This window comes from Candidatus Pantoea deserta (genome assembly GCF_003813865.1).
In the GTDB taxonomy this organism is placed as follows: Bacteria; Pseudomonadota; Gammaproteobacteria; order Enterobacterales; family Enterobacteriaceae; genus Pantoea; species Pantoea deserta.
The window spans coordinates 139,860-155,594 of record NZ_RMVG01000010.1 but is presented as its reverse complement, the minus strand read 5'-3'; the positions used below and the strand labels follow the sequence as shown (position 1 = coordinate 155,594).

The 15,735-nt window shown below is 58.2% G+C and carries 13 protein-coding genes; 9 read left to right on the top strand and 4 right to left on the bottom strand.

Features of this window, described 5'->3' with window-relative positions:
- Positions 1–46: 46 nt before the first annotated feature.
- The 3 genes from BBB56_RS14110 (at position 47) to BBB56_RS14100 (ending at position 4,260) form a co-directional block, all read left to right on the top strand.
- Complete coding sequence (locus BBB56_RS14110) at positions 47–1,147, top strand: NADH:flavin oxidoreductase/NADH oxidase (protein ID WP_123801573.1); 1,101 nt, start codon at positions 47–49, stop codon at positions 1,145–1,147.
- A gap of 397 nt (positions 1,148–1,544) precedes the next feature.
- Positions 1,545–3,203, top strand: coding sequence for an alpha,alpha-trehalase (locus tag BBB56_RS14105; RefSeq protein ID WP_199756245.1), 1,659 nt, complete (start codon positions 1,545–1,547; stop codon positions 3,201–3,203).
- Positions 3,204–3,306: 103 nt separating this feature from the next.
- Positions 3,307–4,260, top strand: a complete 954-nt coding sequence (locus BBB56_RS14100) for an aliphatic sulfonate ABC transporter substrate-binding protein (protein ID WP_123801571.1) — start codon at positions 3,307–3,309, stop codon at positions 4,258–4,260.
- Between the two features lie 824 nt (positions 4,261–5,084).
- Here BBB56_RS14100 and BBB56_RS14095 read toward each other — a convergent pair.
- Complete coding sequence (locus BBB56_RS14095) at positions 5,085–5,249, bottom strand: con-10 family general stress protein (protein ID WP_071997459.1); 165 nt, start codon at positions 5,247–5,249, stop codon at positions 5,085–5,087.
- Positions 5,250–5,848: 599 nt separating this feature from the next.
- A complete protein-coding gene (locus BBB56_RS14090) occupies positions 5,849–6,670 on the bottom strand; it encodes an alpha/beta fold hydrolase (RefSeq protein ID WP_123801570.1) in 822 nt (273 codons plus the stop codon).
- Between the two features lie 238 nt (positions 6,671–6,908).
- On the opposite strand from BBB56_RS14090, the gene BBB56_RS14085 reads away from it, so the two are divergent.
- Positions 6,909–8,498 (top strand): MFS transporter, encoded by a 1,590-nt coding sequence (locus tag BBB56_RS14085; RefSeq protein ID WP_233593039.1) that lies wholly within the window; start codon positions 6,909–6,911, stop codon positions 8,496–8,498.
- A 38-nt stretch (positions 8,499–8,536) separates the two neighbouring features.
- Here the strand turns inward: BBB56_RS14085 and BBB56_RS14080 are convergent, their stop codons facing one another.
- Positions 8,537–9,445: a LysR substrate-binding domain-containing protein gene (locus BBB56_RS14080; protein WP_123801569.1), complete on the bottom strand. Its 909-nt coding sequence runs from the start codon at positions 9,443–9,445 to the stop codon at positions 8,537–8,539.
- Positions 9,446–9,577: 132 nt separating this feature from the next.
- Between BBB56_RS14080 and BBB56_RS14075 the strand changes: the two genes are divergently transcribed.
- Positions 9,578–10,135, top strand: a complete 558-nt coding sequence (locus BBB56_RS14075) for an antibiotic biosynthesis monooxygenase (RefSeq protein ID WP_123801568.1) — start codon at positions 9,578–9,580, stop codon at positions 10,133–10,135.
- 18 nt (positions 10,136–10,153) lie between these two features.
- Complete coding sequence (locus tag BBB56_RS14070; protein ID WP_123801567.1) at positions 10,154–12,022, top strand: amidohydrolase; 1,869 nt, start codon at positions 10,154–10,156, stop codon at positions 12,020–12,022.
- A gap of 19 nt (positions 12,023–12,041) precedes the next feature.
- Here BBB56_RS14070 and BBB56_RS14065 read toward each other — a convergent pair whose 3' ends face one another.
- Positions 12,042–12,986 carry a sensor domain-containing diguanylate cyclase gene (locus tag BBB56_RS14065; protein WP_123801566.1) on the bottom strand — a complete coding sequence of 315 codons (945 nt, stop codon included), beginning with the start codon at positions 12,984–12,986 and terminating at the stop codon, positions 12,042–12,044.
- Positions 12,987–13,227: 241 nt separating this feature from the next.
- Here BBB56_RS14065 and BBB56_RS14060 point away from each other — a divergent pair, with 241 nt between their 5' ends.
- From BBB56_RS14060 to BBB56_RS14050, 3 genes are all read left to right on the top strand, one after another.
- Positions 13,228–14,010: an MBL fold metallo-hydrolase gene (locus BBB56_RS14060; protein WP_123801565.1), complete on the top strand. Its 783-nt coding sequence runs from the start codon at positions 13,228–13,230 to the stop codon at positions 14,008–14,010.
- Between the two features lie 72 nt (positions 14,011–14,082).
- Complete coding sequence (locus tag BBB56_RS14055) at positions 14,083–14,607, top strand: TetR/AcrR family transcriptional regulator (RefSeq protein ID WP_123801564.1); 525 nt, start codon at positions 14,083–14,085, stop codon at positions 14,605–14,607.
- Complete coding sequence (locus tag BBB56_RS14050) at positions 14,604–15,731, top strand: MFS transporter (protein ID WP_123801563.1); 1,128 nt, start codon at positions 14,604–14,606, stop codon at positions 15,729–15,731. The genes BBB56_RS14055 and BBB56_RS14050 overlap by 4 nt, the downstream gene beginning before the upstream one ends.
- Positions 15,732–15,735 lie beyond the last annotated feature (4 nt).

Genomic DNA, 15,735 nt, shown 5'->3' with positions numbered 1-15,735 from the left:
CAGTTCAGCTTCCGGCGACGTAATCTAACCTGAGCATGAGGGTGCTATGTCTCTGTTTTCTGAATTTCGTCTGAAAGACGTTACGCTGCGCAACCGTATCGCGGTGCCGCCGATGTGTCAGTACAGCGCCGAACAAGGCCTGGTCAATGAGTGGCACCAGGTGCACTACGCGGCGCTGGCGCGCGGCGGCGCCAGTCTGGTGATTGTCGAAGCGACCGCAGTTTCGCCGGAAGGCCGCATCACGCCGGGCTGTCTGGGTCTGTGGAACGACGCGCAGGCGCAGGGTCTGGCGCAGATCGCCCAGACGATCAAAGCGGCAGGCGCCGTGCCGGGAATCCAGATTGGTCACGCCGGTCGTAAAGCCAGCGCCAATAAACCCTGGGAAGGCGACGATCACATCGCTGCGGACGACGGACGCGGCTGGGAGACGATTTCCCCTTCCGCAGTAGCCTTTGGCAATAACCTGCCGCAGGTGCCGCGCGCCATGACGGCCGAAGATATTGCGCGGGTACGCAATGACTTCGTGCAGGCGGCCATCCGCGCGCGCGACGCCGGCTACCAGTGGCTGGAGCTGCACTTCGCCCACGGCTATCTGGCGCAGAGCTTTTTCTCTGTGCATGCCAACCAGCGCACCGATGAGTACGGCGGCGACGCCGCTGGCCGCAGCCGCTTCCTGCGCGAAACCTTTGATGCCGTGCGTGAAGTCTGGCCGGAAAACCTGCCGCTGACCGCGCGTTTCGGCGTGCTGGAGTATGACGGCCGCGACGAAGAGACGCTGGCGGAAGCCATCGATCTGACGCGCTACTGGCGCGCCAACGGTCTGGATCTGCTGAGCGTCAGCATCGGCTTTTCAACGCCAGACGCGGCTATTCCGTGGGGCACGCCTGCCTTCCTTGCGCCGATCGCCGAGCGCGTTCGCCGTGAGGCGGATATTGCCGTCGCCTCCGCATGGGGCATCGATGCGCCGCTGGTGGCTAACGGTACGGTGGAAAAGGGTCAGCTTGATCTGGTTATGGTCGGTCGCGCCCATCTGAAAAATCCGCACTGGCCTTATCAGGCGGCGCTGGAACTCGATAAGCCTCAGCCGTCCTGGGTGCTGCCTGCGCCCTACGCGCACTGGCTGGAGCGCTATCGCGTAAGCGAGTAAGCGAGGGGGGTAAATTGCTCCTACAGACCGCTCGCCAGAGCGGCAGCCGCGATGAGTTTGCGGCCACTCTCTGCGCCCTCTTTTGAGGGCGCTTTCGCTAACTGTGCAAAAATGCCACAAATTGATCATTGCGCAGCGCAGCGGCAAGGTGATTTTTTGTCAATTTTTGCCGCTTTTTTTCAATATCTCGCTGTTTATTTTTGTTCTACAAAGATTACTCCTAAATAGATGTTGTAAACGCAGCGCGTTATTTGCTTGATTACCTGAGCAATTCCGCTAAATATCCCATTGATAGACAATTTTTATTACGTTCATAGATATTCTGCATTGTTGTTTGAGCCAGCCATAAGTCTATAATTTTTCTTTTGTGAAACCCCTCAGACTCCAGGAGGCCGCTATTAATACTTATCGCCAGCAACTCAACGCATTCGATGAGGTTCGCAATGGGGCGGAAGTTGAGTATCAATACGATCCCCACGAGCTAAAGCTTGACCGTATGCAGGATTCCGAGCCGGAACCGGAGCTGATCGAAGGCTTACCGGCGCCGGACGCGCTCACGCCTGCCGATCGCTACATGGAGCTGTTCGAGCATGTGCAGATGTCGCGCATCTTTGAAGACAGTAAAACCTTCCCGGACTGCTCGCCCAAATACGATCCGCTGGATGTATTAATGCGTTATCGTCGCCAGAAACGCAGCCGCGATTTTGATTTGGCGCGCTTCGTGGCCGACCATTTTTATTTACCGGCGATAAACGAAAGTTTTTATGTCTCGAACCCGGATAAAACCCTTAACGAGCATATTGATGCGCTATGGCCGGTATTAACTAAAATGCCGCAGCAGCATTTGCCGCATTCATCGCTGCTGCCGCTGCCGAAACCCTATGTGGTGCCCGGCGGCCGCTTTGGCGAGACCTATTACTGGGACTCCTACTTTACGATGCTTGGTCTGGCGGAGAGCGGACGCGATGACCTGCTGCGTCATATGGCGGACAACTTTGCCTGGCTGATCGACAACTACGGACATATTCCCAACGGCAACCGTACCTATTATCTGAGCCGCTCACAGCCGCCGGTTTTTGCGCTGATGGTGGAGCTGTTCGAGGAAGACGGCGTGCGCGGGGCAAAACGCTATCTCGACCAGCTGATGAAAGAGTATCAGTTCTGGATGGATGGCGCGGGCGCGCTGATGCCGCGCCAGGCCTATCGCCACGTGGTGCGAATGGCTGACGGCTCGCTGCTTAACCGCTACTGGGATGACCGCGATACGCCGCGCGATGAGTCCTGGATTGAGGATGTCGAAACGGCAAGCCACTCAAGCCGTCCGGCAAGCGAGGTCTATCGCGATCTGCGCGCGGGCGCGGCGTCCGGCTGGGACTACTCCTCCCGCTGGCTGCGCGATCCGAAACGTCTGGCGAGCATTCGCACTACGCAGTTTATCCCGATCGATCTCAACGCCTTCCTCTATAAACTGGAGCTGATGATCGCGACGCTTTCCCATGCGAAGGGAGAAGAGCTGACCGCGCTGGCGTGGCAGAAAAAGGCGGAAGCGCGCAAGCGCGCCATTAACCGCTATCTGTGGGACAGCACCGCAGGCGTCTATCGCGACTATGACTGGCGACGCGAACGTTTCGGCGCGTTCACTGCCGCAGCCGTAGTGCCGCTGTTTGTCGGCCTGGCGACGCCAAAACAGGCGCATTTGCAGGCTATCGCGCTGCGCCAGCTGCTGCTGACCAACGGTGGGCTGGTGACCTCGATGGTGGAAAGCGGCGAACAGTGGGACAAACCCAACGGCTGGGCGCCGCTTCAGTGGATGGCGGTGGTCGGACTGAATCAGTACGGCGAAGAGACGCTGGCGACGGAAATCGCGGTTAACTGGCTGACGACGGTGAACAACTTCTATCAGCTGCACCATAAGCTGGTGGAAAAATATGACATCAGCGGCGAGCGCGCGCGTCCTGGCGGCGGCGGCGAATATCCCTTACAGGATGGTTTCGGCTGGACCAATGGCGTAACGCGTCGTCTGATGGCGATGTATGGCCATCTGCTGGTGAATTAATCCTTTCCCACCCTGCCGCATAGCTTATGCAAAAAAGGCGTTTAGCGCGTTCCTGACGCGCTTTTATCATTACCCAGATGATAAACCTTAACCGGGAACGCTTATGAAACCTGTTCGTTTCTTCCTGGGCGGCGCGCTGTGTTTCACCGCCCTTTTCGCTTTTTCTGCGCAGGCAGAAGAGACGCTTCGCATCGGCTACCAGAAATCCTCTACGCTGCTCACGCTTATTAAACAGCGTGGCGATCTGGAAAAGGCGCTTGCAGCGCAGGGCGTAACCGTTAGCTGGCACGAATTTTCCAGCGGCCTGCCGCTGCTGGAGGCGCTCAACCTTAACAATGTCGATCTCTCTGCCGACGTCGCCGATACCGTGCCGCTGTTTGCGCAGGCCGCCGGTGCCAGTCTGACCTACTACGCCCGCGAAACCCCGTCGCCAGACGCACAGGCGATTCTGGTTCCCGCCGACTCGTCGATAAAAACGCTTCAGGATCTCAAAGGCAAAAAAATCGCGGTGACTAAAGCCGCAGGCAGCCATTATCTGCTGATCGCCGCGCTCAACAAGGCGGGACTCGCCTTCAGCGATATTTCTCCGGCCTGGCTGACGCCTGCCGATGGTCGAGCAGCGCTGGAGAACGGTAGCGTAGCGGCCTGGGTCACCTGGGAGCCTTATGTAACCAGCGCGCAGGTCGAGCAGCACGCCCGCGTGCTGACAAGCGGCAAAGGACTGGCGAATTATCAGCGCTATTACCTGGCCTCAACGCCCTATGCCAGCGCGCATCCGCAGGTGCTGAATACCGTTTTTCAGGCGCTGAAGCAGGAAGCCGCCTGGCTGAAAGCCAATCCTGCCGATGCCGCTGCGCTGCTTTCACCGCTGTGGGGCAAGCTGCCGGTGGCGACCATTGAAAAGGCTAATGCGCAGCGTAGTTATCAGGTCGAACCGGTGAAGAAAAGCGACCTGGCCGAGCAGCAGACTATCGCGGACGCTTTTTACCGGGCGAAGCTCTTACCGAAGCCTATTGATGCTCAGGCGCCAGCCACCTGGCAACCTGCTCAACGCTGATCGTCTTCGCTGGCCCGCCGTGGCCAGCGTCATTTTTCGCACATTTTTAAAAATTAGTAAGCGCCTACTTTCTTTTTAATCCCCGCCCGAACTGAATATCAAAAATGAATTAATCTGTTTCTCCCTGATAGTTTATTCAGACGAGAGCACGTTGGTAATCATTATTAATCCCGCAGCCCGCGATAATACAGGCTGTTGACCAGCATGGCTGAAAGCCACTTGTAAATTTTTTGCACCTTCTCGACTCAACGTAGCATGCCGGTATGGCGCGTTATCTTGTACAGCTCCTTACTGCCAAAAACTATTTCACTGCGCAGCTAAATGCGCGCGTTATCCACTCCCGCCTTCTGTCTAATCAAAGTCGCTTAAAAATATGTTATCGCAAAAAGCGCAGAAAATTTTTTGCTGCGCGCTTTTACAAAAAGTGGCATATGAAATGCAATTTTTTCCATTACTGACAAATAGTTAGCATCAGATTGCTCTATAAAATAACCTCCTCTGCCGACGGCATTCGCACTTAAATATTTGTACAACCTGGTAGTCTCTTGTATAAATTATCCATCCGTTAAATAGACCTGTCTGGCTCAGGGATGGCGACATCAACCCATTCTGGCCTTTTTTCCAGGGTGTTTTATTTACAAGTAATTAAAAAAACCGGACAGGGGGAAAACCCATGCCCGGCTTAATTAGTCTCATCCCTGGGCTTTAAAAAAGTCGGGGATGTTTATCTGTCAGGGGTGTTTCGCAAGGAGAACAAACAGGAATAAAAGATGGCTTACTCGCGGTCAGATAATCGCTCCTGCCTCGTCTAAGTTACTGTAATTTCAGCTTCTACGGCTGATTTTCCCTCCTTTGCGCCCGGCTTCGATTGCGCGTTCAGGGTTATTTTTAAAATTGCCGCCGCTCTTCTGGCCGCCTTTTCTTCCGGCTTCCGCTGCCCGCTCTCGATCCACCGCAAAGTTTCCGGCTCCACCACGATATTGAGACATACTGTGTTCCTCTTAAGGATTAATAATAAAAATATCACAGCCTACGCTTCATCAGCATTGATGGCGCAGGGTTAAATGTAGCTTTTAAAAATAATGGATCAAGTATTGCTTATGCATGATTAAAAAAACTCAGACTGAACGATAAACAAATCAACGTGCCGACAATTACTTTATGAAATCATGTTTGCCGGTAACTAAAGCATGGAAACCTTCATTATCTCCCTGCTATTTACACATATAACCCGGCAAAATTACTCTATTTGACCTTTATTCTGGACGATTGCCTCTTTTTAAGCGAAGCGGCAATTTTGCAACTCCTTTAGCAGATAAGCGGAGCGGTTGATCATTAAATGATCATTTTTACCGTAAAATTAAGAAAATTACTTATTCGTCAATTTAAGTAAAAAAAACATTAAAGCGAAGCGGATAGAGAGGCTATTTAACCTGCTAACTCATTGAAAGTGATCAATAAATGATCAGAATTTCACTTTTCCGAAATAGATTAGCGGCTCGCTTATATTCCGTACCGCCTTTTAAGCGAAGCGGAAATAAAAAAACGCCCTGAGGGCGTTTTAACGTTATTTATGTAGAAACAGGCATTAATGCTGCTGTAAGAAGGTCAGCAGATCCTGATTGAGTCGGTCCTGATGGGTAACGGCAAAGCCATGCGGACCGTTTTCGTACACCTTAAGTTCTGACCCCGCAATCAGCTCATGCGCCAGCTTGCCGGTCGCTTCGAAGGGAACGATCTGGTCATTGCTGCCGTGAATGATCAGCGTCGGCACATCCACTTTCGCCAGATCGGCGCGGAAGTCGGTTTCAGAGAAGGCCGTCACGCAGTCCAGCGTCCCTTTCAGCGAGGCGAGCAGCGCGATATTCAACGTCTGCGTCAGTACGCCTTCGGACACGCTCTGTCCCGCGTTGGTCCCATAGAACGGCGCGGCAAATTCTTTAATGAACTGCGCCCGATCTTTACGCAGACCGGCTTTGATACCGTCAAAAACCGCTTTTTCTGGCCCTTCCGGATGATCGGCAGTCTGACCAAAGATGGGGGTAACAGCCCCCAGCAGCACCAGGCTTTTCACTTTTGCCGTGCCGTAGCGACCGATATAGCGAGAGACATCCCCGCCGCCCATGGAGAAGCCCACCAGCGTGATGTCGCTGATGCCTAAATGTTCAATCAGCCCGTGAATGTCATCTGCGAAGGTATCGTAGTCATAACCTTCCCACGGCTGGTCAGAGCGACCAAACCCACGACGGTCAAAAGCAATGGCGCGATAGCCATTTTCCGCCAGGTGAACCAGCTGACTTTCCCACATATCGGCATCCAGCGGCCAGCCGTGGCTGAACAGCACAGGCTGTCCTTTGCCATAATCTTTAAAATAAAGGCGTACCCCATCTTTGGTTGTAAAGGTGCTCATATTTTCTCTCCACGATCGATGATGTGTGTGCTGCTCATTAAGCTAACCTGAGCAACAGGTAAAACCTAAAGCAGAAATTTTAATAAGTTGTTCAACGATTTTTGCGACCGGTACTTGTGAAAAAATCCTGGGCAAGTTGCCGCAGATATTCCGCTATCAAGCCTGGCAGAGCGAACCTAATGTTTCATCTATCGCCACTCAATAACGCTGCGCTACGGGGCGCAGCAGGAGAAAGAAGATGAGCCAGAGCATGACGACCCCGCCTGCGGGCGGCGCGTTTTCCCCTTTTCGCTACACGATGTTCGCCCTGATCTGGGCCGCCTCGGTGTTAGGCAATACCGGCAGTTTTATCCGCGACGTCGCCAGCTCCTGGCTGATTACCGGCCTGTCCGATAACCCCACGGCGGTGGCGCTGATGCAGACCGCCGCCACGCTGCCGGTGTTTTTGCTGGCTTTACCTGCGGGCGTGCTGTCCGATATTTTCGACCGCCGCCGCCTGCTGATTGCCATTCAGATACTGATGGCCAGCGTTAGCGGCACGCTGCTGATCCTCTCCCACAATAACTGGCTGACCGCCGAATGGCTGATTGGTCTGACCTTTGTAGGCGGCATCGGCGCGGCGCTGTTTGGCCCTGCCTGGCAGGCCATCGTGCCGGAGCTGGTGCCGCGTCAGGAGATGAAAAATGCGGTCGCGCTCAATTCCCTCGGCATCAATATCGCCCGCGCTATCGGCCCGGCAACCGGCGGCCTGCTGCTGGCCAGCCTCGGCGCGATGGCGGCCTACGGCGCGGATGTGGCCAGCTATTTTGTCGTTATCGCCGCGCTGCTGTGCTGGAAACGCCCGGCGAAGCCGCAGGATGAGCTAAATGAGCACTTCCTCGGCGCGTTTCGCGCCGGGCTGCGCTATGTGAAGGCGAGCCGCGAGCTGCACCGCGTGCTGTTTCGCGCCGCGATGTTTTTTCTCTTTGCCAGCGCGCTCTGGGCGCTACTGCCGCTGGTGGCTCGCCAGCTGTTACAGGGCACGGCGGGCTTCTACGGCATGATGCTCGGCGCCGTGGGTATCGGCGCGATTGGCGGCGCGCTGCTGCTGCCGCGCCTGCGTAGCAAAACAGGTGCCGATGCGCTGCTGCTGCTCGCCGCCGCCATTAACGCGCTGGTGATGCTGGGTCTGGCGCTGACGCCGCCGCAGTGGCTGGCGCTGGTGATGATGCTGGCGCTGGGCGGCGGCTGGATTATCGCGCTGACCACGCTGAACGGCGTTGCTCAGGCCGTGCTGCCGGACTGGGTGCGCGGACGCGGACTGGCCGTCTACCTGATGGTCTTTAACGGCGCGCTGGCAAGCGGCAGCCTGCTGTGGGGTCTGGTGGCGCAGCAGGTCGGCGTAATCGTCACGCTGGTTGCGGCGGCGGCGGCATTGATCGCGAGCGCGCTGCTGTTGTATCGCAAAGCGCTGCCGGAAGGCGAAGCGGATTTACAACCTGCGCTGCACTGGCAGCAACCGACCGTGGCGCAGAGCGTTGACGAACATCGCGGCCCGGTGATGGTGCAGATCCACTATCGCGTAGAGGAAGAGGATCGCCCGGCTTTCCTGGCGGCCATCAACAAGCTGTCGCTGGCGCGGCGTCGCGATGGCGCTTACGCCTGGGGCGTGATGACGCATAGCGAAGACGCGTCCCTTATTCAGGAGTGGTTTTTAGTTGAATCCTGGCAGGAGCATCTGCGTCAGCATCAGCGCGTATCGAAAGCGGACGCAGAGCTACAGGCGGCGGTGCTGGCGTTCCATCAGGGCGAAGGCCCGCCGAAAGCGCACCACTTTATCTCGCTGTAATCCCCGACGCGCGGCGCTTTCGCCGCGCGCTGGCTGCTTCAGGGCGCGACGTAAATGTCACGCAGCCCGTCCAGCGTTTGCAGCCGGTCGCGCCACCAGCGCGCCGCGTTGCCGCTGGCGTTCTCATTCCATGCCAGATAAGCCAAATCGCGCCGCGTTTCGCTGTCGAGCTGGCGCGCCACCAGCGAGCCGTCGGCAAGGTGCGGCGCGGCAAGATAGCGTGGCAGGTAGCCGCAGCCCAGTCCGGCGAGCTGCGCCTGAAGCTTGGCGTGGAAGTCGTGCACGCTCAGCGCTTTTTGTTCATCCAGCACGCGCAGATCCATACCGGCGCCGTGGCGTGAGGAGTCATGCACCGTCACGGCGCGATACTGGCGGATCTGCTCGCGCAGCAGCGGCTCCGGCATCTGCGCCAGCGGATGCGTCGGCGCGACCGCGAAGACATATTCCAGCCAGCCCAGCGCGACGCAGCCGATGTCTTTCCGCGTGGCCGGCTCCTGTACCGCGCCGAACACCAGATCTGCCTCGCCGTAGCTCAGCGCTTCCCAGCAGCCCGCCAGTACGTCCTGGCGAAACTGAAGCTGCGTATGCGGATGCTGCTGATAAAACGCGTCAATCAAGGGCGTCAGCAGCGAAAACGGCACCGAGGCGTCAACGCTGATGGTCAGGTTGCTCTCCCAGCCGCTTTCGACGTAGCGCGCCTGCTGTTCCAGCTCGTTGACGGCGCGCAGCAGCGTCCGCCCTTTTTCCAGCATCAGCCGCCCGGTCGGCGTGAACGTGGCGCGGTGACCGGAGCGATCGAGCAGCGTGATCTTCATGTCGCTTTCCATCTTCTGCACCGTATAGCTCAGCGCCGACGCGGTTTTAAACAACCGCGCCGCTGCGGCGGCGAAGGTGCCGTGACGGTCGAGCGCATCCAGAATCAGCAGCGCCTCAAGGTTTAATCGCATTCCTTAGTTCTCCGCAAAAATTGTTGAACAACAAGCCAAAATCATTCCGCTAACAATAAACATTCTCATCTCGTATTTTTGTATCCAACAGCGCAACCGCTGTAAATCACTTTTAGCGCGCCGGGAGGCGATATGAACAGTTCGCATCAGGCCAGCCACGTTACCCTGGTTATTACCCATGGCGTGCAGGCTGAGAAACAGCAGGCCTATGAGCAGTGGCTGGAGCAGATCATGCCGCAGGCGGCACAGTTTCCCGGCCACCTTGGCGTTAACGTGCTACGTCCGGTGCACGGCGAAAACACCTATACCGTCTTGATCCGCTTCGACAGCCTCGACAACCTGTTTCACTGGACGCAGTCCGAGGCGCGCAAGACGCTGGTAAGCGAGCTGCCGCAGCTGCTCTCAGGGCCGGAGCATATCGACGTCCGCCCCGGCGCCGCATTCTGGTTTACGCCGGTGGCAAAAGCCGCCGCGCGCCCTGCGCAGTGGAAGCAGTACCTGCTGACGCTGGGAGTAATTTTTCCTTCGACCCTGCTGATCCCGCTGCTGTGGAGCACGCTGCTGCCCGCCAGCCGCGGCACGCTGTGGGGACACTTTTTAAACGATGCGACCGTGGTGGCGCTGGTGGTCTGGCTATGGATGCCGCTGCTGACGCGTTTACTGAAAAACTGGTTAATCCCGCGTAAATAACGGCTCTGGAGAACAGCGATGAATACGGCTTCACTGATTCTGACTAACGGCAAGTTTCATACGGTGGATCGCGAGAACCCGCTCGCCAGCGCCGTCGCAATCAAAGACGGCAAATTCCTGGCCGTCGGCAGCGAAGCGGAGGTAATGCGCTTTGCCGGTGCGGAGACGCAGATCATCGACGCGCGAGGGCATACCGGCATTCCGGGCCTGAACGATTCGCATCTGCACCTGATCCGCGGCGGGCTGAATTACAATCTTGAGCTGCGCTGGGAAGGCGTGCCTTCACTGGCCGACGCGCTGCGCATGCTGAAAGAACAGGCGTTGCGCACGCCGTCGCCGCAGTGGGTGCGCGTGGTCGGCGGCTGGAGCGAGTTTCAGTTCGCCGAGCGCCGCATGCCGACGCTGGATGAGATCAACGCCGCCGCGCCGGATACCCCGGTCTTTATTCTGCATCTCTACGACCGCGCCCTGCTGAATCGCGCCGCGCTGAAGGCCGTCGGCTATACTCGTGATACGCCGAATCCGCCGGGCGGCGAAATTCAGCGCGACGGCAACGGCAATCCAACCGGTATGCTGATCGCCCGCCCCAACGCCATGATCCTCTACGCCACGCTGGCGAAAGGCCCGACGCTGCCGCTGGAGCAGCAGGTCAACTCTACGCGTCAGTTTATGCGCGAGCTGAACCGCCTCGGCCTCACCAGCGCCATCGACGCAGGCGGCGGCTTCCAGAACTATCCCGACGATTACGCCGTGATTAGCGAACTGCACGCTAAAAAACAGCTGACCGTGCGTATCGCCTATAACCTCTTTACCCAGCGTCCCGGTCATGAACTGGAAGATTTTGAGAAATGGACCGACCTGCTCAAGCCAGGCCAGGGCACCGATTTTTATCGCCACAACGGCGCGGGTGAAATGCTGGTGTTCTCCGCAGCCGACTTCGAAGATTTTCTGGAGCCGCGCCCCGACCTTGCGCCTGGCATGGAGGATGAGCTGGAGCGCGTGGTGCGTCACCTGGTCGAGCATCGCTGGCCGTTCCGCCTGCACGCCACCTATAACGAATCCATCAGCCGTATGCTCGACGTGTTTGAGAAGGTGAACCGGGATATTCCGTTTAACGGCCTGCACTGGTTTTTCGACCACGCGGAGACCATCACCGAGGCGAATATCGAACGCGTGAAAGCGCTGGGCGGCGGCATTGCGGTACAGCATCGTATGGCGTTTCAGGGCGAATACTTTGTCGATCGCTATGGCAAAGAGGCGGCGAAACAGACGCCGCCGGTGGCGCGCATGCTCGATGTCGAGGTGCCGGTCGGCCTCGGCACCGATGCCACGCGCGTGGCCAGCTATAACCCCTGGACCGCGCTCTACTGGCTGGTTTCTGGCCGCACCGTAGGCGGAATGCGTCTTTATGATGATAACGCCCGCCTCGACCGCGAAACCGCGCTGATGCTGTGGACCAAAGGCAGCGCCTGGTTCTCCAGCGAGCAGAGCAAAAAAGGGGAAATTAAGGTGGGTCAGCTGGCGGATCTGGCGCTGCTGTCAAAAGACTTTTTCAGCGTCAGCGAAGAGGAGATCAAAGGAATCGAATCAGTGTTGACGCTGGTCGACGGCGATATTGTCTATGCCGCAGGCAGCTTTACGCCGCTGGCGCCGCCGCCGGTTCCGGTCTTGCCGGAGTGGTCCCCGGTGGTCACCACGCCTGGCCACTACCGCAGCGCGCCGCCGCAGGCGAGCGGCCGGGCGGCGATGATGCCGAAGGCGCACCAGTGCAGCGGTCCCTGCGGCGTACACAGCCACGCGCACGACGTGGCGCGTCAGTCGTCGGTGCCGGTATCCGATAATACGGCGTTCTGGGGTGCGCTGGGCTGTTCCTGTTTCGCCTTTTGACTGGCTGGCGTCGGGCGTCTTAACCCAGCCCGACGCCGTTTTTACCGTTGCGTTTAATGCGGTACATCGCCTCATCGGCGCGGCTGACTACCGCGCTAAAACTCTCCTGCGGCTGCGCCTGCACGATACCAATCGACGCCCCGATGTTGGCCGTACCGTTCTCCAGTTCGAAAGGCGTCAGCGTCGCCTGCAAACAGGCACGACCGATCTGCGCGACGCGCGGATCGTCCTGACCGAACGGCATCAGCAGCAAAAATTCATCACCGCCCAGCCTGCCGGGCATGACCTTTTCCGGGCAGATTTCTCTCAGGCGCTGGCTAAGCTGGATGAGCAGCCCATCGCCGCTGCGATGGCCCAGCGTGTCGTTAACGTGTTTGAAATCGTCGAGATCGATAAAGGCGATACAGAGTTCATCTTGTCTGCGCATCTGACCGAAGGCGGTGCGCAGCGCGTGACGGTTGGCGAGCTGCGTCAGCGGATCGTGATTCGCCAGCATCGCCAGCTGCGCTTCGTACTGCTTCTCTTTGGTCATGTCGATATGGGTGCCGGTGACCTTCAGCGGCCTGCCCTGCTCATCCCATTCGCTGATGCGGCCGCGATCCAGCACCCAGGTTATGCTGCCGTTTTTGGCAATCATACGGTGCAGGGCCTCATAGTAAGGCGTTTTGCCATCGATATGGTCGTAGAAGGCTTTCAGCACCTCAGCGGCATCTTCTGGATGCAGACTCTCTTTCCACTCGTCGAAGTTGGCTTTGCTCTCTTTCGGCTGGTAACCCAACATCGCGCCCCAGCGCCGGTTGAAGATCACCAGTTTGCCGCTGGGAATATCGAGCTGCCATAAACAGAGACCGGTGCCGTCCAGCGCCGCGCTGAGCTTGCTGCGCGCGTCATGCGCTATACGCTTCAGCCGCGCATTATGCTTCTTCAAAATCTGTATCTGCTGGCGCAGCGCTTCTTCAGACATGGCACGCGGACGTAGAGAAATAAAATGTATTTTGCCTGTGCGGATATTTCTGTAAAGAGAAGCGGCAGAAACGTGATGAGCAGCGCTTTATTGGCTTAACCACGGAATTTTATCCGGTTTAAAGTGGGCTTTCCGCATACTCAGCGGCTGGGCGTAATAATTTTCCTCTTAGCAGGCCACTTATTCGTTCACGCAGCGACCAGCTATAGTCAGAAGAACTTTAATGCTCTGGAACTGTAAAATGAAAATTTGTGCGACCTGCGGCACCGCATACGCTGAGCCTTTACCGCAACGCTGCAAAATTTGCGAAGATGAACGACAGTGGGTGCCTGCCAGCGGCCAGCAGTGGACCGATTTTGCTTCGCTTACTCATCGCCATCAAAACAAGTGGCAGCGCCTTGAGGAGGGTTTGCTGAGCATTAAGACCGTGCCGAACTTCGCTATTGGTCAGCGCGCCCTTTTGCTGCGCAGCCCCAGCGGCAATATTCTCTGGGACTGTATTGCCAGTCTGGATGCCGCCACCGCTGAGCTGATTCACGCGCTCGGCGGCATCAGCGCCATCGCCATTTCGCATCCGCACTACTACACCACCATGCAGACGTGGGCAGCCGAGTTTAACGCGCCGATCTATTTGCACGCCGACGATCGTGAATGGGTGATGGGCGACAGCGAAGCAATTCATTTCTGGCAGGGGGACGTGCTGCCGTTGAACGACGAGGTTGATGTCGTGCGGCTGGGCGGGCATTTCGCCGGCGGCTGCGTGCTGCACTGGAAAGCCAACGGCGGCGTGCTGCTGGCGGGCGATATTATCCAGGTCGCGCCGGGAAAAGATGCCGTCTCCTTTATGTGGAGCTACCCCAATATGCTGCCGCTCTCCGCCGCCACGGTGAGCGACATACTCCACCGTTGTGAAGAGCTGGATTTTTCACGCCTGTACGGCGCGTTTGAAGGTCAGGATGTGGCGCAGAAGGCGAAAGAGGTGGTGAGGCAATCAGGCGCACGGTATTTGCGCTGTCTGGCCTGACGGCCGCGCTCCCGGCCAAAAAATTTTCGTCGCCATTACGCAAAAGTAAAACGATCGGTTTACTTTTAAGAGATGAACAAACGCGACGATATTTTGCAGGCGGCCGAGAGGCTGTTCTACAACAACGGTTTTCATGCTACCAGCACCGATCAGCTGTGCCGGGAGGCCGGTGTCTCCACGCGCACGCTCTATCACCACTTCGCCTCACGCGAAGCGCTGACTATCAGCGTGATGGCGGCGCGCAGAGCGCGATTTTTTAGCGATCTGCTGCCTGCACAGCATCCGCAGGCGCTGCACCGTCTGTTTGAAGCGCTTAGCGAATGGACGGAACGGTATGGCGCGCAGGGCTGCTTCTTCGTCAAGGCGTGGGGAGAGTACGCAGAGAAAGACGCCATGCTGGCGGCCCATGCGCTCGACTATCGCTATGCTCTACGTCGCTACATTGCCGACTGCGTAGCGGATGAGGCGCTGGCGAACGCGGTGTGGATGCTGTTTGAAGGCGCCGTGATTTCCGCGCTGATGCTCGGTCCGGACGCGGCGAAGCACGCGGGCGAAGCCGCCGCGCGGCTGCTGGATCAGCGCGAGGATCGGCCATGAACGCATCCGTTGCGCTCGGCGTTACGGGCTTTTCCCTGATTGCCGTTACCTACGGCCTGGCGCGCTTTGCGTGGGGCCTGATGATGCCTGCGGTAATGAAGGATATTCCGTTTAGCGTTCATCTTGCCGGGATAGTCGCCGCCTGTAGCTATCTCTCCTACTGCCTTTCCACCGCGGCCGCGCCTGGGCTGGTAATGCGCTTTGGCGCGAGAAGGGTGGCCTGTCTGGCTGCGCTCTGTGCGGCGGCGGGGCTGCTGCTGCTTGCCTGCGCCTTTGCGCCGCTGATGCTCGCCGCCGGACTGCTTATTGCCGGGCTGAGCGCCGGAATCGCCTCGCCTGCCATCGCCAGCGCGGTCAGCGCCGGGCTACCCTCTGCGCAGCAGGATGCCGCCAATACCGCGATTAACGCCGGTACCAGCGCGGGCATTATGCTGTCCGTGCCGATACTGCTGCTGTTGCCCGGCGGCTGGCGCGCGGCCTGCGTTGCCTTTGCTGTGCTGGCGCTGCTCTGTCTGCTTCCGACGTGGCGCTATCTGCCGGAGGATCGTCGCAAGGGAGACAGGGATCGCACCGGCTGGCGCGATCTGGTGCGGCAACGATCGCTGCTGCGCCTGGCGATCGTGGCTTTTATCAGCGGATCGTCCAGCGCCGCCTGGTGGAGCTTCGGACCTGAGATTTTACGTAATCATCTGCATCTGGATGCGCATGCCAGCAGCCTGCTGTGGCTGATCGGCGGCGGCGCGGGCATTGCGGGCGCGCTGACTGGCGCGGCGCGGCGCTGGTTCAGCATGGCGCAAATCTATCGTCTGTCGCTGTGCTGTATGGCGCTACCGCTGCTGGTGCTGGCGAGCCTGAACGGGTTTTCGGGCTGGCTGTTTCCCGCCGTGGCGCTGGGAGGCGCGGGTTACGTCACCCTCTCCGGCGTGCTGCTGGTCTATGGCGCAGCCGCTACGCCAGACTCTGCGGCGACGGGGGTCGGCGTGGCGTTCTTTATGCTGGCGGCGGGTCAGGTGGTCGGCTCAATGCTGTTTGGCGCGGTTTATGCCGGGCCTGGCGCGAGCGTCGCGCTGGTGGGGTTTGCCGCGCTGGCGCTGGGGATGATGGTTGTGGTGCCTGGGAGATAACAGC